The sequence below is a fragment of the Achromobacter aloeverae genome, from assembly GCF_004121055.1.
GTDB lineage: Bacteria > Pseudomonadota > Gammaproteobacteria > Burkholderiales > Burkholderiaceae_B > Bordetella_C > Bordetella_C aloeverae.
In genome coordinates, this window is record NZ_PYAL01000001.1 from 736,335 (window position 1) to 755,200 (window position 18,866).

Genomic DNA, 18,866 nt, shown 5'->3' on the forward strand with positions numbered 1-18,866 from the left:
TATGTAGAAAGGGACGGGATACTTCCCGCTTTAGCGCCCTGCTCCGGAAAGAGGATGAATACTCCAGGGGCCCGGGCCCCGTCCATCGGCGCAAGCCCGGCGCTCATCCAGGCGTCGGAGGCCTCAGCCGCCGGCATGACGCACGGCGTGGATCCGCCCCCTGGCCGTCCTACAGCGCATGCCCGATGGCGTGTTTCGCGCCGCCGGAGCACGCCTCACATGATGCCGCAGGGCAAGGACGTCAGTCCTTGCCGATTTCGTGACCGATCACCCCGCCCACCACCGCGCCCCCTACCGTACCGGCGGTGCTGCCGTGCGTGGCTTCGTGGCCGATGACCCCGCCTGCGGCCGCGCCGCCCAGGGTGCAACCAGACATCAATGGCATGCCCAAGGCAAGCGCAGCCGCCGCAACGTACTTGATGATGTGTCGCATTTTCCGTCTCCCTAAAAAAATAGGTACGGAGAGGGGTAGCAAGGGGTGTACCCGAAATCAGCTCCGCAGGCCGTGCTCGGCAGTTGCGGCGAGCGGGCGGGGCCGACCGTCGCGCGCGAGGAGTTTCACGCGACGGCGGTTCACGCGATGCGCCGCGCGGCCAGGTCCGTCGCCTCGAACGCCTGCGCCAGGTCTTGGATGAGGTCGCGTGGATGCTCCAGGCCGATGTGCAGGCGCACGACGGGTCCATGCCCATTCCAATAGCTGTGTTCCGACAGCCGCTCCGGCGCGGCTTCCAGCGCCAGGCTCTCATAGCCGCCCCAGGAAGCCCCGATGGCGAAATGGCGCAGGCTGTCGATGAAGTCGGCGCCCCTGCGCGCGGCGCCGTCGCGAAATGCGAAAGACACCAGCCCGCTGGCGCCGGTGAAGTCGCGCTGCCACAGCGCGTGCCCGGGATCTGCCGGCAAGGCGGGATAGTAGACGCGGGCCACGTCCGCGTGGCCCGCGAGATAGCGTGCCACCTCGGTCGCATTGGCCTGGTGCCGCGCCAGGCGGACATCGAGCGTGCGCAGGCCGCGCAGCACTAGATACGCCTCGTCGGCGCTCACCGACAGTCCCAGCGCGTCGTGGATGGCGCCGACACGCCGCGCCAATTCGGGGCTGTCCACCGTCACCACGCCCAGCATCGCATCCGAATGGCCGCCCAGGTACTTGGTCGCGGCCTGCACCGAGATATGTGCGCCCAGCGCCAAGGGCCGGTAGTAAAGGCCGCCGCTCCAGGTATTGTCGGCCGCCACCAGCACGCCATGCCGTCGCGCGATGGCCGCCAGCGCGGGCAGGTCGAGCACCTCGTACAACAGCGAGCTGGGCGATTCCAGGTAAAGCAGGCGCGTGTTCGGACGGATGCGCGCCTCGATATCGTCATGCGCGGGCGAGAAATACTCGACCTCGACGCCATAGCGCTGCAACAGCGTGTGGTCGACCTTGCGCACCGGCGAGTACACGCTGTCGGACACCAGGGCGTGATCGCCGGCCGCCAGTGTCGCCAGGAGCACGAGCGTGATGGCGGACAGTCCGGATGGCGCCAGCAAGGCCCGATACCCGCCCTCCAGGGTCGCCACCGCCTCTTCCAGCGCACGATGCGTGTCCAGGCCATGACGGCCGTAGGTGGCCACCGCCGCACCGGCGGCGCGGCTGGCGCTCAGGGCGGCGTGCGTCGCGGTATTGGGGAAGCGGACGGTGCTGGTCCTGACCACGGGCACGTTGACGGGGCCGGCGCGACCGTCTACCGGCGCCGGCGTGCCCGCGTGCGCCAGGCGCGTTTCGATATGCAGCCCGTCGGCGCGCGGCGCGTGGCCGTCCTGGGTGGCTTCTCTATTCATGCCCGCGCCACCTGGCTGTCGCGCAGGTGGTTCTTGTTGTAGTTGATGATCTCGCCGGTCTCCAGGTTCACGCCGATCCGGTCCGACAGCGTTTCCAGGGGGCGGCCGTACAGGTGGAAATGCAGGGTCGGTTCCTGCCCGGTGACATGGATGCTATGGATGTCGTCCGGCAGGAAGGCAATGGACTGGCCGGGGCGCACGACGACTTCGCGCGCCTGCTCCAGGCTGGCGCGCGACGGGTCGCTGCCATCGTCGGTGCGTCGATAGACGCGGTTCAGTTCGTCGCCCGCGATGGCGACGATCACCGCCCACGTGGTGTGGTTATGCGGCACCGTGGTCTTGCCGGGGTTGATGGAATTCAGATAGAGCGCCAGGTCCTCGTCGCTGTCCTCCGGATTGAGCCGGTAGCGGGTGGACGCGCCCGCGTCGCCACCGGGCGCCGGCGGCGGAAAATCCTCGCGCGGGAACAGGTGGGTGGCAGCCGCCAATTGCTCCAGGCGACGGGTTACCTGGTCCAGCACGCCGCGACCGAGCGCGGCGCCGGCCAGCAGCGCGCGCACGTCGGCCAGCGCGGTCTTGACCTGTTGTTGCCGCTCGGCGGCGATGGAAGTAGCCTGGGTCATGGTATCTCCACGAAAATGACAAGGACGGCGCCGCTCAGTACGCCAATGCGGTTAGCGGAACCGGAGAAAATCTTTGCTGCCGCGCGGACGCATGCTCGTCGCGGCCGGGATGGGCGGCCCGTTGCAGGAAGGCCCGGGTACGTGGGTTGGCGGGCGCGCCAAACAGGCGCGCGGGCGGCCCCGCCTCGACGATGCGGCCGGCTTCCGTGAAGTAAACCGTATCGCTAACGTCCTCCGCGAACCGCATTTCATGCGTCACGAGCAGGCAGGTCAGCCCGTCCTCCACCAGGTCGCGGATGACGGTGAGCACCTCGCCGACCATTTCCGGATCCAGGGCCGACGTCACTTCGTCGAAGAGGATCAGCTTGGGACGCATGGCCAGGGCCCGCGCGATCGCCACCCGCTGCTGCTGGCCGCCGGACAACTCGCCGGGATAGGCGCGCTCCTTGTGCTCCATGCGCACCTTGGCCAGCAGTTCGCGCGCGTGCGCGATGGCCCGGGCGCGCGGCACGCCGCCCACCCGCACGGGCGCGATGACCAGGTTCTCCAGCACGCTCAGGTGGGGGAACAGGTTGTACTGCTGGAACACGAAGCCCACCTGCTTGCGCAGCGCGATAAGCTGCGCCTCCGCGGCCAGCGCATGGACGGCCACGCCGTCCACGTGGATGGCGCCCCGCTGGGGCCGCAATAGCCCGGTAATGCAACGCAGGATGGTGGACTTACCCGAGCCCGACGGACCGATGATGGAGACGGCCTGCCCCTGTCCGACCTCCACGTCTATCCCCTTGAGCACCTCGGTGGCGCCGAAGGCGAGATGCACGTCGCGCAGGCTGACGAGGGGCCGTGGCCCAGGCTGAGATCCAGGCTGAGATCCAGGCTGCGATTGCCGCTGTCCGGCATGGATTTCAATGACGGACATGGCGAGCCTCCAGGCGGCGCGTCCAGCGCGAAATGGGATAGCAGTAGGCAAAGAACAGTACAAGCATCGTGAAGTAGACGCAGATGGTGAAATCGGTGCGGGCCACGGTATTGCTGGCGACGGTGGCGGTATCGACCAGGTCGTGCACGCCTACCAGGGACGCCAGCGCCGTGCTCATCGTGATGCTGGCATAGAGATTCATCCACGGCGGCAACATGCGCCGCACGCACTGCGGCAGCACGATCATGCGAAAGATCTGGGAACGGCGAAACGCCAGCGATTGCGCCGCCTCCCATTGCGCGCCGGGAATGGACTGGATCGCGCCGCGGAAGATCTCCGCCACGTTGGCGCTGGCCGGCAGCGCCAGGCCGATCACGACCTTGATCCAGTCCGGGAATGCCACCGACCAGGAGAACAGGCGCAGTTCGAAGGGAAATACATAGGTCGTGAAATAGATCAGGACCAGGATGGGCGCGTTACGGAACACCTGCACATAGCCACGCGTCAGCGACCGCACCGCCCGCAACGGCGACAGCGAGAGCGCGCCGACGAACAGGCCCAGGAGGGTGCCGAGCGCCATGGCCAGCACGCTGAGCCCCACGTTCACGCCCAGGCCCAGGAGCAGCGCCGGCGCCCAGCGCCAGAGATGGCGCAACACGTCGGGCACCACGCCGGCCGTGTCCAGCGCGTATCCGGCGACCGCCACCGCCGCCAGCAAGGCCGGCAAGGCCAGGGCAAGCAGCACGCCACGCCCGGCGGCGCGCGACCACGGCCACCGCCATGCCCCCGACCGGGCAGGACCGGGCGCGCGGTCCGCCGTATCGTCGCGCCGCGCCGGTCCGGCCGGCGTCGGCGTCGCTTCGCCGCGCAAGGTCAGGTCATTGGCCATAGCCCGGCATCCTCAGGTGTTGCTCCAACCACCGGCCCAGCACGCTGACCAGCCAGGTCAGGAGGCCGAAATACACCAGGATGAACAACAGCAGTTCCAGCACATTGTCCCGGTGCGACCAGATCATGATGGACTCGTAGGTCACGTCGCCCACCGCGATGGCCGATGCGATCGCGGTCATCTTGACCAGGTCGACCAGGTTGTTCACCAGCGCCGGCAGCGCGAAGCGCAAGGCCAGCGGCAATTGCACGCGCGCCAGCGTCTGGCCGCGGGTGAAGGCCAGCGAGCGCGCGGACTCCAGCATCACGGGCGGCACTGCCTCGATGCCGGCGCGCAGGGCTTCCGCATGGAAGACGGCCTTGTGCAGGCCGACCACCAGCACCACCCACATGAAAGGCGTGATGGGATTGGCCTCGCCCAGGCGCTGGGTGATCAGCATGTTCAACACCAGGAAGGCGCAATAGAGCTGCACCAGCGTCGGCGTATTGCGCGTCAGTTCGACGAAGCCGCGCAAGGGACGCCGCACCCATGCGGGTCCATTCGACAGGCCGGCGGCGATGAGCACGCCGAACAACAGGCTGACCGGCATCGTCCAGGCGCACAGCTCCAGCGTCACCCACAGGCCATGGGCGAACGACGCACGCTCGGCGCCGTCCAGCAGGAAGCCATAGTTCAAGCCCAGGGGCTTGCAGAGCCTGACCCAGGCCTGCAATACCGTATCGATCATGCCGCGGCCTCCTGCTCGGCCGGCACCGCCGACAAGGCTTCGACCGCGCGTCCGATACGGACGATGGCCTCTTCGATATGCGCGTCGGACGCGGCGAACGATAAACGGAAATACGGCGACAGCCCATAGGCCGCGCCGGGCACCACGGCGACGCCCTCGGACTCCAGCAGCCAGTCGACGACGTCGCCGTCGGTTTGCAGCGGACGGCCGTCGGGGCGCAGGCGGCCCAGCAGGCCCGCCACGCCGACCCAGGCGAAGAAGGAACCGCGCGGCTCCGTCACGGTCAGTCCCGGCACCCGCCCCAGCCCCGCCACCACTTTCCCGGCGCGGCGTGCGTAGGCGCCCCGCGCATGCTGCACGAAGCCTTCGGACCGCCCCTGCAACCCGGCCAGCGCGGCCGCCTGGCCCACTGAGCTGGGCCCGGAGGACACCTGGGACTGCACCGCCTCGAAGGCATGGATCAACGGCGCGGGGCCGATGCCCCAGCCTATGCGCCAGCCCGTCATGGCGAAGGTCTTGGACACGCCGCCGACGATCAGCGTGCGGTCGCGCAGGTCCGGCGCCACCTTCAACAGGTGCGCGGGCGCGTCAGGGCCGAACCAGATCTGTTCGTACAACTCGTCCCACAGCACCAGCACATGGGGCGCCTCGCGCAGCACCTCGGCCAGCTCGGCAAGTTCGCCCGCCTCATAGACCGCGCCCGTGGGATTGCCGGGGGAATTGAGGATCAACCACTTGGTGCGCGGGGTGATGGCGCGCCGCAGCGCCGCCGCGGTCAGCTTGAAGCCGTCGGCGGCCCGGGTCTCGACGACCTTGGCCACGCCGCCATTGACCCGAACGCTGTCGGGAAACGTCGGCCAGTAAGGCGCCGGCACGATGACCTCGTCGCCCTCGTCCAGCACCGCCGCGAAAGCCAGGTAGATCACCTGCTTGCCGCCGTTGGACACGATGACATTGCCCGCCTCGTAGTCCAGGCCGTGGCGCGTCGCGTAGTCCCGCGCCACCCCGCCGCGCAAGGCCGCGGTGCCGGCGGTGGGCGTGTACTTGGTCTGCCCCTGCGCCAGCGCGACGGACGCGGCGTCCTTGATGGCCTGCGGGGTATCGAAGTCCGGCTCGCCCGACGTCAGGGCGATGATGGAACGCCCCTCGGCCGCCAGGCGCGCGGCGCGCTGGCCGGCCGCGGCGATGGGCGAGAGCGCCACGCTGAGCGAGCGGCGCGACAGCACGCCGGGAAACAATAGCGAGCTCATCTTCACTGCTCCTGTATTTCGGCGGGCGCCTTGTCGAATTTGCCCAGCCGCGCGTTGTCCGAGGCCTTGCGGATATAGTCGTCCGGCACGCCGAATTTCCTGGCCTGGGCCAGCAGGTAGCCGCTCTTGAGCCAGTCCTGGATCACGCCGTCGACGAAAGCGCGCGTATCGGCCTCGTTGCGCCGCGTCCAGATCACCGTCGGCGAGGGAATCAACTGGTCCGCGGTGGCCAGCGTGTACCCTTCCCACTCCTTCGCATGGGGCCCGTGCAGCAGTTCGTACAGGGCCGGCTGGATATGCACGGACGCCGCGCACGTGCCCCCCTTGAGCGCCAGCAGCGACTCGGGAATGCCGCGCAGCCCTTTCACGACCGCGCCATACGTCTTGTCCAGGGGCTCGGCGTAGTTGCTGCCCTGCGACACGCAAGCCACCTTGCCCTTCAGGTCCTCCCAGCGGGTGATGCCGCTGCGCTTGGACACCAGCGCCGCGCCGCCGACCTCGTTATAGGGCGTGGGCGCGTAGCTGAGGCTGGCGCTGCGCTCGCGCGTCCACTGGATATTGGCCACCAGCAGGTCCACCTTGCCCGCCTGCAGGAACTGCACGCGCGTGGATGCCGTCACGCTCACCGTTTCCAGCTTCACGCCTAGACGGCGCGCGATATCCGCGCCCAGCTCCGTCTGGAAGCCGCCTACCTTGCCCGTGGCGGGATCCATGATGCCGAACGGCGGGCTGGCGCCGTCCACGCCCACCACCAGCGTGCCGCGTTGCTTGATCCTCTCCAGCGTGGCGTCGGCGCGGGCTGGAGCCGCCACGGCGAACGATGCCATGGCCACGGCGACCGTGGCGGCGGCGGACGCGCGCACGCGAGGCGCGAAGGCAAGACGGCGTGGAAAATGAAGCGAAGAATGGAGTTTCATGCTCGCTCCCGCCCTACTTGCCAGCCGCCGGCGCGACCGTCGCCGCCTGCGCGACCACCGGCGCCCAGCCTTCTTTTTCCGCCTGGCGATGCAGGTCCTGCAGCAGCGGCAGCGCGGGTTCGATGCCCAGGCGCTTCTCGGTGTCGATCAGCCAGCCGCTGCGGTGCCAGCCGCGCACGATCTTGTCCACGGCCGCGATGGTGTCCGCTTCGCCCTTGCGCGTCCAGACCACCGAATTGGCCGGCAGCACCGTGTCGGGAATGGGTGCCTCGTAGCCGCTCCACTCCGGGTTGGACTTCAACAGCGGATAGATAAGCGTGGAGTCATGGACTGCCGCCACGCACTGGCCGCCGCGCAGCGCCAGCAAGGAATCCGAGGAACTCTTGTAGCCCTTGACCTGGGCGCCATACTGTTTCGACAGGGGCTCGGCGAAGCTGCTGCCCTGCGAAACGCACACGGGCTTGCCGCGCAGGTCTTCCCATCGATGAATGCCGCTGCCCTTGCGGATGGCGGCCGCGCCGCCCACGCGATAGAAGGGCGTGGGCGCATGACCCAGGATCTCGGCGCGCTCGGGGTTCAGTTCCATCGACGCCACCAGCAGGTCGACCTTGCCCGAGATCAGGAACTGCACGCGGGTTGCCGTCTGCACCGGCACCAGGTCGACCTGCACGCCCAGCCCCTGCCCCAGCGCGCGCGCCAACTCGGGATTCCAGCCCACCAACTGCTGCGTGGCGGGGTCGATGGAGCCGAAGACCCCGCCGTTCACCAGCACGCCGACGGCGACCTTGCCGCGTTCGTGGATCTTGTCCAGCGTCGCGTCGGCATGGGCGACGCCAGCGGCCGCGAGCAGCACCCATGCCGCGGTCATATTGAAAATCTTGCGCAATGCCATGAGCCTTGAGACCTTGTCGAAATAACAAGGCCACATGCTGCAGGCGCGCCGCCCGCATGGCAAAGAATGCTTTCAGATATCCATATGACCAACCACGTGCCGTGCCGTGGCATACGGGGAAGCACCCGCGTTTCCGGTTGTATGGATATGCGTGTTCAGCGGGTTCCGCGACTCGCCGGCGCAACAGCGCAACAGCGCAACGGCTCAACGGCGCAGCGGCGCAGCGGCGTGACGATCCAACGGCCCCGCGCGGCGTCAAGGGCCCGGGCCAATCGCGCCGCATCGCGCCGCGTCAAAGACGGAACACTTCCTCCAGGTCCTGCGTCGCGTCGAAAGGTTCCAGCTTCACGCTTTCCTCGATGTGATCGAGATGATGCAACGTCAGCGCCTCCGCGCGCGACACGTCGCGCGCCTCGATGGCGTCGATGATCAGCACGTGGTCGTCGTCGCGGCAGCTGGTGGCCGTGGGCAGGTTGTACAGGAAGATGACCAGGCAGCTCAGCGTCGACAACTCGCGCATGATGCGCGCGTACTCGCCATTGCCGGCCAGGTCGCTCAACACGATGTGGAACTCGCCCGCCAGGCGGATGATGGCGCGCTTGTCCTTGCGCTCGCGCGCCTCGCGCTCCAGCTTCACGTGGGCGCGCAGCCGCGCCAGCTTCTCGGGCGTCAGGCAGCCGATCAGGCGCCGCACCACGGCGGGCTCGATCAGCCGGCGCGCCTCGAAGACATCGATCGCCTTCTCGATGGAGGGCTTGGCCACGTAGGCGCCGCGTTGCGGAAAGAGCTCGACGATCTGCTCGTGCGCCAACCGCGCGAGCACTTCGCGCACGCGCGGCCGGCTGACGGCGAAGATCTCGGCCAGGCGCTCTTCCACCAGCTTGGTGCCGGGCTTGAGCCGGTTGTCCAGGATGGCGCTGTAGATGTGCTCATAGACATCCGCGCTGGAAAGCTCCCGTTTTTCGGTCGCCATCGTCTGCTGTTTGGATTTCGCCTGACGTGCCATTCGCTGCAGTGGAAAGGATAGGGAGTTGGAAGATAACTGATCGAGAACGCGCAAGCCAGCCCGGTCAGCATGATGCCTGAAAAATGTAAACATTTTGAGCCATAAATGTTTTCCATCGGGTAATCACTAATGTTTTCAGAATAGGCTCGGGTCCAGAATGCCTTGGCCGGCTACAGGGGAACCGCGTTGCGGATCGATGGACCGGCCGTGAAAAAAAGGCGCATCGAAAATGACAGCAAGGGCTTTCGACCTGGTCATCCGCAATGCCAAGGTGACAACGGCCAGCGACACGTACGCTGCCGACATTGGCATCGTCGATGGCTGCATCGTCCAGATCGGCCGGCAACTGGGGCCGGGAGCGCGCGAAATCGACGCCGCCGGCCGCACGGTCACGCCCGGCGGCATCGACGCCCACTGCCATCTGGACCAGCCGATGGCGCCGCCGGTCCGCCTGGCCGATGATTTCTTCACCGGCACGCGCTCGGCTGCCTGTGGCGGCACCACCACCGTCATTCCCTTCGCCGCGCAAAGGAAAGGCGGCACGTTGCGGGCCGCGCTGGACGACTATCACCGGCGCGCCGGCGGGCGCGCGTGCGTGGACTATGCCTTCCACTTGATCATCACGGACCCCACCCCGTCCGTCCTGCGCGACGAATTGCCCGAGCTGATCGGCCAGGGCTACACCTCGTACAAGCTGTACATGACCTACGACCGGCTGAAGCTGGACGACGGCCAGATCCTGGACGTGCTGGACGTGGCGCGCCAGCATGGCGGCATGCCCATGATCCACGCGGAAAACGCCGACTGCATCACCTGGCTGACGCAGAAGCTGGAGGCCGCGGGCAAGATCGCGCCGCGCTTCCATGCGTTATCGCGCCCGGCCCTGGTCGAGCGCGAAGGCGCGCATCGGGCCATCGCCCTGTCCGAGCTGCTGGACGTGCCGGTGCTGCTGGTCCACATCTCGGGCGCCGAGGCGGTCGAACAGATACGGGCCGCACGCGTGCGGGGCCTGAACATCTATGCCGAAACCTGCCCGCAATACCTGTTGCTGACCGCTCTGGACCTGGGCATCGACGACAGCTACCACGGCGCGCGCTGCGTCTGCAGCCCCCCGCCACGCGACACGGACAGCCAGCATGCCATCTGGCAAGGCCTGGCCGACGGCCTGTTCACGGTGGTGTCATCCGACCACTCCCCCTTCAACCTGGAAGGACCGGACGGCAAGACGCCGGGCGGGCAGGAGGTGGCCTTCCGCCATATTCCGAACGGCATTCCCGGCATCGAAACCCGCATGCCGCTGCTGTATTCGGAAGGCGTGCTGGGCGGCCGCATCAGCGCCAACAAGTTCGTCGAACTGACCGCCACCGGGCCGGCGCGGACGTACGGCCTGTATCCGCGCAAGGGCACCATCGCCATCGGCAGCGACGCCGACCTCGTCATCTGGGACGAGCGCGAGTTCACCCTGGCCAACGAACACCTGCATCACGCCGTCGACTACACGCCGTTCGCGGGGCGCACCCTGCGCGCGTGGCCGGCGATGACCTTGCTGCGCGGCGCCACGGTCTGGGACGGCCGCGACTTCACCGGCACGGCCGGCGGCGGCGCCTTCCTGCGGCGCGGCCTGCCGTCGATTGCGGCCATCGGGTTGCGCACGCCTGCGCGCTCGGCGTGGCTGCGGGATGCCTTGCCGCGCGTCGGGGCGGCGAGTCCCGTATCGGCGGACCCAGCGCCGGACCTAGCGCCGGACCGGGCGCAGAGCCCGGCACCGCCGCCCCCCGCGCAGCCCGCCTGATCCGATTTTCGCCGCGCCACGCCGCGTCGGCATGCAACCACTTTAGCCCTGGATACGCCACCGAGGACCTCGCCGTGCACAACAACGCAGCCCACACCACCCTCATCAAGAACGCCCACACCGTCGTCGCCTGGGACGATACCCGCCAGACCCATGTCTACCGGCACCAGGCCGACGTCGCCTTCGCCGGCGGCCAGATCGTGCACGTGGGCCCGGACTACGTTCCCGCCGCTGGCGCGGACTGCACCGTGGTGGACGGGTCAAGCATGATGGCCATGCCCGGGCTGGTCGACATCCACAGCCATCTCATCCACGAGCCCATCAACAAGGGCTATACGGACGAAACGGGCTCCGCGGGCCTGTACAACTCCAACCTGTACGAATACATGCCCACCATGGAGGGCGACGCCGAGGCCGCCCCCGCGCAGTTGACCCTGGCCGCCGCCGAACTGCTGATGTCCGGCGTCACCACGGTGGTGGACATGTCCATCATCCACGAGCACTGGCTGGACGTGCTGGTGCAAAGCGGCCTGCGCGCCTACGTCGCGCCCATGTTCCGTTCCGCCCGCTGGTACACGCGCAACGGCCATGTGGTCGAGTACGACTGGAACGAGAAGGCCGGCGTCGAGGGCATGGAGCGGGCGCTCAAGCTGATCGACCGCGCCGAGGCGCATGAATGCGGGCGCCTGCGCGGCATGGTGGTGCCGGCGCAGATCGATACCTGCAGCGCGGACCTGCTGCGCGACAGCCACGCCGAGGCGCGCCGCCGCAAGATCGGCTGGCAGACCCACGCCGCCCAGTCCCTCTCCGAGTTCCATGAAATCACGCGCCGCCACGGCCTGACCCCGGTACAGTGGCTGCATCACCTGGGCGTACTGGACCCGGACAGCGTGGTCGGCCACGGCATCTTCGTCGACGACCATCCCAACACGCACTGGAGCACGGCCACCGACCTGTCCATCCTGGCCGAGACCGGCGCCAGCGTGGCGCACTGCCCGACCGTCTTCATGCGCCGCGGCATGGCCTTGCGCGATTTCGGGCGCTATCGCCGCGCGGGCATCAACCTGGGCATAGGCACCGATACCTATCCGCACAACATGATCGAGGAAATGCGCCACGTGGGCTACCTGGCGCGCCTGATGGCCCAGACGCCGCGCGCCACCACCACGGGCCAGGTATTCCACGCCGCCACCGCCGGCGGCGCCAAGGCGCTGGGCCGCACGGACATCGGCCGCATCGCCGTGGGCGCCAAGGCCGACCTGGTGCTGGTGGACATGACGCATCACCTCATGCAGCCCGCCCGCGATCCCATCCGCAGCCTGGTCTACGCCGCCGCCGACCGCGCCGTGCACACGGTCTACATCGACGGCCATCGCGTCGTGCACGAGGGCGAGGTGCACTCGCTGGACTACCGTGACGCCGCCATGAAGGTCAACGAGGCCCAGCAGCGCGCGCTCAAGCTCGTGCCCCAGCGCGACCGCGTCGCCGGCCGCAGCGCCGAGCAAATGTCGCCGCTGTCCTTCGACACGATCTGATCCCGTAACGCCGCCATCCACAACGGAGCCGCACCGCCGGCTCTTTCATACAAGGGGAATGCAATGACCGTCACCACCGGGACGACCGCGACCGCCAGCATCGCCGTCGCCGAGACCGCAGCCGAGGCCGCAGCCAGAACCCAGTCCGCGTGGCAGCATGCCAGGTGCACCACGCGACCGGGCCTGCGCAAGCGGCTGGGCCAGGCTTGCGGCGCCGCCCTGCTCTCGGCCTTCTGCGCCTCCGCGGCCTGGTCGCAGACGCTCACGGCCGTCATGGCCAGCAAGGTAACCGTGCTCGATCCGGTGCTGACCGCGTCGCACCAGACGCGCAATCACGCCTACATGATCTACGACACGCTGCTGGCCACCGACGCCGAGAACCACGTGCGACCGCAAATGGTGGACAAGTGGGACATTTCGGCGGACGGCAAGACCTACACCTTCACGCTGCGCGACGGCCTGAAGTGGCACGACGGCGCGCCCGTCAAGGCCGAGGACTGCATCGCGTCCATCCAGCGCTGGGCCCAGCAGGACAAGATGGGACGCCAGATCATGCCCCTGGTGGCGTCCATGAACGTCGTCGACGACAAGACCTTCACCGTGGTGCTGAAGGAAGCCGTCGACATACTCCCCGCGTTGGCCAAGCCCAGCGGCCTGCCCGCTTTCATGATGCCCAAGCGCGTCGCGCAGACGCCCGCCACCCAGGCCATCACGGACTACACTGGGTCCGGCCCCTTCAAGTTCGTGCAAGCGGAGTACAAGCCCGGCGTGAAGGCGGTGTACGCGAAGAACACCGACTACGTGCCGCGCAACGAGCCGCCCAGCGGCACGGCCGGCGGCAAGGTGGTGAAGGTCGACCGCGTCGAATGGGTCAACATGCCCGACGCCATGACCGCCATCAATGCCTTGCAGAACGGCGAAGTCGACTACATGGAGACGGTGCCCTACGATCTCACGCCCATGATCGAAGGCAACAAGGACCTGACCTTGCGCGTGCTGGACAAGATGGGCTACCAGCCCATGTACCGCTTCAACCAGCTGCAGAAGCCCTTCAACGACAAGCTGGTCCGCCAGGCCGCCATGTACGCCATCGGCCAGGGAGACATCCTGAAGGCCCAGGTCGGCAATCCCGCCTACTTCAAGGTGTGCGGCGCCGTCTTCGGCTGCGGCATGCCCTACGCCAGCGAGATCCGCGCCGACATGATCGTGCCGTCGAACATCGCCAAGGCCAAGGAACTGCTCAAGCAGGCCAAATACGACGGGGCGCCCGTCGTCATCCTGCAGGCCACCGACATCGCGATGGCGGCGGCCATCCCGGTCGTCATGGCGCAGCAGCTGCGCCAGGCCGGCTTCAACGTGCAGTTGCAGGCCATGGACTTCATGACCATGCTTTCGCGTCGCGCCAACCGCGACACCCCCGAGAAAGGCGGCTGGAGCATCTTCGTCACCACCTGGCACATGAGCGAGATCGCCGACCCCTTGCGCAACTACGGCGTCTCGGCCAACGGCGAGCAGGCCTGGTTCGGCTGGCCCACCGTGCCGGTCGTGGAAGAACTCCGCGGCAAGTTCCTGCTGGCCCGCACCGATGGCGAGCGCAAGCAGATCGCCGACAAGCTGCAGGACGTCATGCTGGACGAAGGCGTGGTCGTTCCCCTGGGCCAGATCAATAGCGTGGCGGCCTATCGCAACACGCTCAAGGGCGTGCTCGAATCGCCGGCGCCGGTGTTCTGGAACATTTCCAAGTCCGGGAAGTAAGCCAGCATGTTGAGCTACATACTCAGGCGCATCCTGGCCACCATCCCCGTGGTGCTGACGGTGGCGGTGCTGGTGTTCGGCCTGCTGCGACTCACGCCGGGCGACCCGGCGCTGATCCTGGCGGGCGATTCCGCCACGCCGGAACAGCTCCAACAGATCCGCGCCCACATGGGCCTGGACCGGCCCATCACCACGCAGTTCGCGTTGTGGGCCGGCCAGGTGCTGCGTGGCGACCTGGGTGTGTCGCTGCATTCCGGCACGCCGGTCACGTCCATGATCCGTGACCGGCTGGCGCCCTCGCTGGCCCTGGCGCTGAGCACCATCGTGGTGTCCACGCTGATCGCCGTGCCCCTGGGCGCCTACGCGGCGTGGCGGCGCGGCAGCCGCATGGACCGCGCCATCATGGCTTTCTCCGTGCTGGGGTTCTCCGTACCCATCTTCGTCACCGGCTACGCCCTGATACTGCTGTTCGCCATGAAGCTGGGCTGGCTGCCGGTGCAGGGGTACAAGCCGATGCAGGACGGCCTGGCCCTGTTCACCCAGCACCTGGTGCTGCCCACGCTGGCGCTGAGCACGGGCTTCGTCGCGCTGATCGCGCGCATCGCGCGCAGCAGCATCCTGGAGGTGATGGGGGAAGACTACATCCGCACCGCGCGCGCCAAGGGCATCACCGAACGCGCGGTGCTGCTGGCCCATGCCTTGCGCAATGCGGCGGTGCCCATCATCACCATCATCGGCATCAGCATCGCCCTGTTGATCAGCGGCGTGGTGGTCACCGAATCCGTCTTCAACCTGCCCGGGCTCGGGCGCCTGGTGGTCGAGTCCGTCCAGGCGCGCGACTATCCCTTGATACAAGGGCTGATACTGCTGTTCTCCCTGGTCTACATCGTCGTCAACCTGACCATAGACGTGCTGTATTCGGTCTTCGACCCCCGCATCCGCTACTGAATCCGCTCGCACAGGCAGACTCGCATGACGCAAGCCACTTCCGACATCCCGCCGGCCCCGGTTTCCGCTCCGGGCGCCGATCGTCCGCCCAGGCCTCGTTCAGCCCTGCGCGCCAACTTCGGCTCCGGCCCGGTCATCGCCGCCTGCGTGATCCTGGCGGTCATCGTCCTGGCGGCGCTGGCGGCCAACCTGCTGGGACTGGCCGATCCCCTGGCCATCAACCCCATGGAACGCCTGAAGGGCTTCGGCGCCGCGCACTGGTTCGGCACCGACGCCTATGGCCGGGATGTGTTCTCCCGGGTCATATACGGCGCGCGCAACTCCCTGCTGATCGGCGCCGGCACCACCATCGCGGCGCTGGTGCCCGGGTTGCTCCTGGGCGTGATCGCCGGGTACTTCCGCGCCGCCGACATGGTGATCATGCGCATCCTGGACGGCATCATGTCCATCCCCAGCATCCTGCTGGCGATAGCCTTCGTCGCCGTCACCGGCGCCAGTATCACGACCGTGCTCATCGCCATCGCCGTGCCGGAATTCCCGCGCGTGGTGCGGCTGGTGCGCGGCCTGATACTCAGCCTGCGCGAGGAGCCTTACGTCGAGGCCGCGATCTCCCTTGGAACGCCGACGCCGCTGCTGATGCTGCGCCACCTGGTTCCCAACACCGTCGCGCCGCTCATCGTGCAAGGCACCTTCATCTTCGCGTCGGCCATCCTGTCGGAAGCCGTGATGAGTTTCCTGGGCGTGGGCATGCCGCCCGAGATACCCTCCTGGGGCAACATCATCGCCGAGGGCCGCATGTATTTCCAGCTCAAGCCCGAACTCATCCTGCTGCCCGGCACCTTCCTGGCCTTGACCGTGCTGTCGGTCAATCTACTGGGTGACGCCATGCGCGACGCGCTGGATCCCAAAATGGCAAAGCGGGTTTGATACCACAGGGGCTGATGCCACAGGGTTTGATCTCCCGCCCCTCCCTCGATAAGCGTTCTCTCGTAATGGCAGGCCTATGACTTCCACACCCGCAAGCTCCGCGACCGGCGCGCCCGTCCTGCAAATCCAGGGCCTGGCCGTGCGCCTGACCGACGCATCGGGCGGCGATCCGTCGGGCGGCGATCCGTCGGGCGGCGCGCCGCGTCACGTCGTGCAGGACATCAGCTTCGACATCCATGCCGGCGAAACCCTCTGCGTGGTCGGCGAGTCCGGGTCCGGCAAGTCCGTCACGTCGTTCGCCGTGATGGGACTGCTGGCGCCCGACGCCCTGCGGCCCTGCGCCGGCCGCATCCTGCTCGACGGCGAGGACATCCTCGCCTGCTCCCCCGAACGCCTGCGCGAACTGCGCGCCACCCGCATGTCCATGGTGTTCCAGGAACCCATGACCGCCCTCAATCCCGTGCGCACGGTCGGCTGGCAGATCGACGAAGTCCTGCGGGCGCACAGCAAGCTCAACACGGCGGCGCGCAAGAAGAAGATCCTCGACATGCTGCAGGCCGTGCGCCTGCCCGACATCGAGCGGATCTACGCCTCCTATCCGCACCAATTGTCCGGTGGACAGCGCCAGCGCATCGTCATCTGCATGGCGCTGATATTGAACCCCAGGCTGCTGATCGCCGACGAGCCCACCACCGCGCTGGATGTCACCACGCAAAAGCAGATCCTGACGCTGATCCGCGAACTGCAGCAGACCCACGACACCGCCGTGCTGTTCATCACGCACGATTTCGGCGTGGTCGCGGACATCGCCGACCGCATCGCCGTCATGAACCGCGGCCACATCGTCGAAGTGGGCACGCGCGAACAGATCCTCACCCAGCCGCGCGAGGCCTACACCCGCATGCTGGTCTCGTCGGTGCCCAGCCTGGCGCCGGCGGCACGCGGCGCGCCCGACGGCACGCCGCTGCTGACGGTGCGGGGCCTGCACAAGACCTATACCGAACGCGGCTTGTTCAAGCCGCGCCGCACGGTCAATGCCGTCAACGACGTAAGCTTCATGCTGCGCAGGAAGGAAATACTGGGCATCGTCGGCGAATCAGGCTCGGGCAAATCGACCGTCGCGCGTTGCATCGCCCGGCTGATCGATCCCAGCGCGGGCAGCGTACGCATCGACCAGCAGGAAATCGCCACGGCCTCCCGGCGCACGTTCCGGCCCTTGCGCCAGCGTATCCAGGTGGTTTTCCAGGATCCCTACCGGTCCTTGAATGCGAGGATGCGCGTCGGCGAGTCCATCATCGAGGGCTTGCGCAATTTCGGCACAGGTCGGCACGAGGCACGCCGACGCGCCATGGAACTATTGGAAGTGGTGGGATTGAGCGCCGACGCGATGGAGCGTTATCCGCACCAGTTCTCGGGCGGCCAGCGCCAGCGCATCTGCATCGCCCGCGCGCTGGCGTTGTCGCCGGACATCCTCATCGCCGACGAAGCCGTCTCGGCGCTGGATGTGTCCGTCCAGGCCCAGGTCCTGGACCTGATCGAAGCGATCCGCGAGCGCACCGGCACCGCGGTGCTGTTCATCACGCACGACCTGCGTGTCGCGGCGCAGATCTGCAACACCATCGTGGTCATGAAATCCGGCCGCATCGTCGAAGCCGCCTCCGCCCACGAAGTCCTCAGCCAGCCGCGCGACGCCTACACCCGCCAGTTGATCGACGCGGCCCCCGGCCGGCACTGGGACTTCCAGCACTTCCGGCCGGCCGCCTGACCCCGGGCCAGCTCGGCAAAATCCGATTTCCCAGACGCCATCTGGGAAATCGGAGCGCGGGGAAAAGCGATGCCGGCTGCGATATCGACTGCAATACCGACTGCGATATCGACTGCGATGCCGACTGCGATGCCGTTCAACTTCGTTCCGTGCGCCGTTGGCGTATTCCGCGGTCGACCGGTGCGATCTGTTCCAGCAGTTGGACGAAAGCCATGGCCAGCGGGCTCAGCGTTGCGCGCTTGCGGAACAGCACGCCTATCGTGCGCTTGCAGGCGCGGCCCGGCAGCGCTTCCGCGTGCAGGTCCACCATGTTCACGCCTTTCAGCCCGCTGCTGGGCAGGATGGTGACGCCCAGCCCGTTGCGAACCATGCTTACGGCCGTGCCCATGTAGGCGACCTCGATGGCCGGCACCAGATTGGGGCGGTTCTGGCGCATGGCCCGGTCGGACGAGCCTTGCGCCAGCGTGATCAGCGGGTACGAGTCCAGCTTCTGCCACGTGACGGGGCCGTCGAAAAAAGCGTGGTCCTTGGGCGCCACCACCACCAGGTGGTCGCGAAACAGCGGCTTGAACTCGACTTCCGGATCGCCGTTGAGCTCCGACCCCACGCCCAGCTCGACATCGCCGCGCTTGACGGCGTCGATGACGGCGACGTTCAGCTCTTCCCGCATCAGCACGCGCACGCCGGGATAGCGGGAACGGAACTGGCCCAGCACCTCCGTCAGCAGTCCGAATGCCAGCGACGGCAAGGCGGACAGCTGCAACTGGCCCGCCACGCCCGCGCCCACGTCGGTAATGCGGCCATAGACATCGCGCAGCTCCTTCAGGATGGGCGCGACCTCGCGATAGAAACTCTGGCCCGCCGCCGTCAGGCGGCAGGTTCGCGTGGTGCGCTCGAACAGGTGGATGCCGATGTCGTCCTCCAGCTGGCGTATCTGCACGGAAAACGACGGCTGCGTGACGCACAACTCCGCCGCCGCCTTGGCGAACGACCCGGACCGCGCCGCCAGCACGAAGGCCTGCAACTGCCGATATTTGATGTTCATGCACCCCGCCTTGCGCGCGTGTGGCCCCATGCGGACCCACTGAAGGCTCGATGCGGGCCCG

Annotated in this window: 17 protein-coding genes; 6 read left to right on the forward strand and 11 right to left on the reverse strand. The window is 67.6% G+C overall.

All coding sequences use genetic code 11. From position 1 onward, the window contains the following. Positions 1–241: 241 nt before the first annotated feature. The 10 genes from C7R54_RS03205 to C7R54_RS03250 all read right to left on the reverse strand — a co-directional run bounded on the left by C7R54_RS03205 (position 242) and on the right by C7R54_RS03250 (position 9,005). Positions 242–385, reverse strand: a complete 144-nt coding sequence (locus C7R54_RS03205; RefSeq protein WP_377813597.1) for a glycine zipper 2TM domain-containing protein — start codon at positions 383–385, stop codon at positions 242–244. Positions 386–573: 188 nt separating this feature from the next. After that, positions 574–1,815, reverse strand: a complete 1,242-nt coding sequence (metC, locus tag C7R54_RS03210) for a cystathionine beta-lyase (RefSeq protein ID WP_129148726.1) — start codon at positions 1,813–1,815, stop codon at positions 574–576. Next, positions 1,812–2,438, reverse strand: a complete 627-nt coding sequence (locus tag C7R54_RS03215) for a cysteine dioxygenase family protein (protein ID WP_129148727.1) — start codon at positions 2,436–2,438, stop codon at positions 1,812–1,814. Before C7R54_RS03215 ends, metC begins: the two co-directional genes overlap by 4 nt. A 34-nt stretch (positions 2,439–2,472) precedes the next feature. Next, complete coding sequence (locus C7R54_RS03220) at positions 2,473–3,357, reverse strand: amino acid ABC transporter ATP-binding protein (RefSeq protein ID WP_129148728.1); 885 nt, start codon at positions 3,355–3,357, stop codon at positions 2,473–2,475. Further along, the gene (locus C7R54_RS03225; RefSeq protein WP_240039353.1) at positions 3,344–4,246 is read right to left on the reverse strand and encodes an amino acid ABC transporter permease; all 903 of its coding nucleotides are present in this window, start codon (positions 4,244–4,246) and stop codon (positions 3,344–3,346) included. The genes C7R54_RS03220 and C7R54_RS03225 overlap by 14 nt, the downstream gene beginning before the upstream one ends. Next, complete coding sequence (locus C7R54_RS03230) at positions 4,236–4,973, reverse strand: amino acid ABC transporter permease (RefSeq protein WP_129148729.1); 738 nt, start codon at positions 4,971–4,973, stop codon at positions 4,236–4,238. The genes C7R54_RS03225 and C7R54_RS03230 overlap by 11 nt, the downstream gene beginning before the upstream one ends. Then, on the reverse strand, positions 4,970–6,223 hold the full coding sequence (locus C7R54_RS03235) for an aminotransferase class I/II-fold pyridoxal phosphate-dependent enzyme (protein ID WP_129148730.1): 1,254 nt from the start codon (positions 6,221–6,223) through the stop codon (positions 4,970–4,972). The genes C7R54_RS03230 and C7R54_RS03235 overlap by 4 nt, the downstream gene beginning before the upstream one ends. Positions 6,224–6,225: 2 nt before the next feature. Continuing rightward, positions 6,226–7,050, reverse strand: coding sequence for a transporter substrate-binding domain-containing protein (locus tag C7R54_RS03240; protein WP_129149424.1), 825 nt, complete (start codon positions 7,048–7,050; stop codon positions 6,226–6,228). 103 nt (positions 7,051–7,153) lie between these two features. Next, positions 7,154–8,032 (reverse strand): transporter substrate-binding domain-containing protein, encoded by an 879-nt coding sequence (locus tag C7R54_RS03245; protein ID WP_129148731.1) that lies wholly within the window; start codon positions 8,030–8,032, stop codon positions 7,154–7,156. A 292-nt stretch (positions 8,033–8,324) separates the two neighbouring features. After that, a complete protein-coding gene (locus C7R54_RS03250; protein ID WP_240039354.1) occupies positions 8,325–9,005 on the reverse strand; it encodes a GntR family transcriptional regulator in 681 nt (226 codons plus the stop codon). Positions 9,006–9,267: 262 nt separating this feature from the next. Between C7R54_RS03250 and hydA the strand changes: the two genes are divergently transcribed. The 6 genes from hydA (at position 9,268) to C7R54_RS03280 (ending at position 17,760) form a co-directional block, all read left to right on the forward strand. After that, complete coding sequence (gene hydA, locus C7R54_RS03255) at positions 9,268–10,830, forward strand: dihydropyrimidinase (RefSeq protein ID WP_129148733.1); 1,563 nt, start codon at positions 9,268–9,270, stop codon at positions 10,828–10,830. Between the two features lie 74 nt (positions 10,831–10,904). Continuing rightward, positions 10,905–12,365 carry an amidohydrolase family protein gene (locus C7R54_RS03260; RefSeq protein WP_129148734.1) on the forward strand — a complete coding sequence of 487 codons (1,461 nt, stop codon included), beginning with the start codon at positions 10,905–10,907 and terminating at the stop codon, positions 12,363–12,365. 63 nt (positions 12,366–12,428) lie between these two features. Continuing rightward, complete coding sequence (locus tag C7R54_RS03265; RefSeq protein ID WP_129148735.1) at positions 12,429–14,120, forward strand: ABC transporter substrate-binding protein; 1,692 nt, start codon at positions 12,429–12,431, stop codon at positions 14,118–14,120. A gap of 6 nt (positions 14,121–14,126) precedes the next feature. Continuing rightward, on the forward strand, positions 14,127–15,068 hold the full coding sequence (locus C7R54_RS03270; protein ID WP_129148736.1) for an ABC transporter permease: 942 nt from the start codon (positions 14,127–14,129) through the stop codon (positions 15,066–15,068). Between the two features lie 24 nt (positions 15,069–15,092). Beyond that, a complete protein-coding gene (locus tag C7R54_RS03275) occupies positions 15,093–15,995 on the forward strand; it encodes an ABC transporter permease (RefSeq protein ID WP_129148737.1) in 903 nt (300 codons plus the stop codon). A 76-nt stretch (positions 15,996–16,071) separates the two neighbouring features. Then, a complete protein-coding gene (locus C7R54_RS03280; protein WP_129148738.1) occupies positions 16,072–17,760 on the forward strand; it encodes an ABC transporter ATP-binding protein in 1,689 nt (562 codons plus the stop codon). 136 nt (positions 17,761–17,896) lie between these two features. Here the strand turns inward: C7R54_RS03280 and C7R54_RS03285 are convergent, their stop codons facing one another. Next, positions 17,897–18,805, reverse strand: a complete 909-nt coding sequence (locus C7R54_RS03285) for a LysR family transcriptional regulator (protein ID WP_192903575.1) — start codon at positions 18,803–18,805, stop codon at positions 17,897–17,899. Positions 18,806–18,866: the final 61 nt, after the last annotated feature.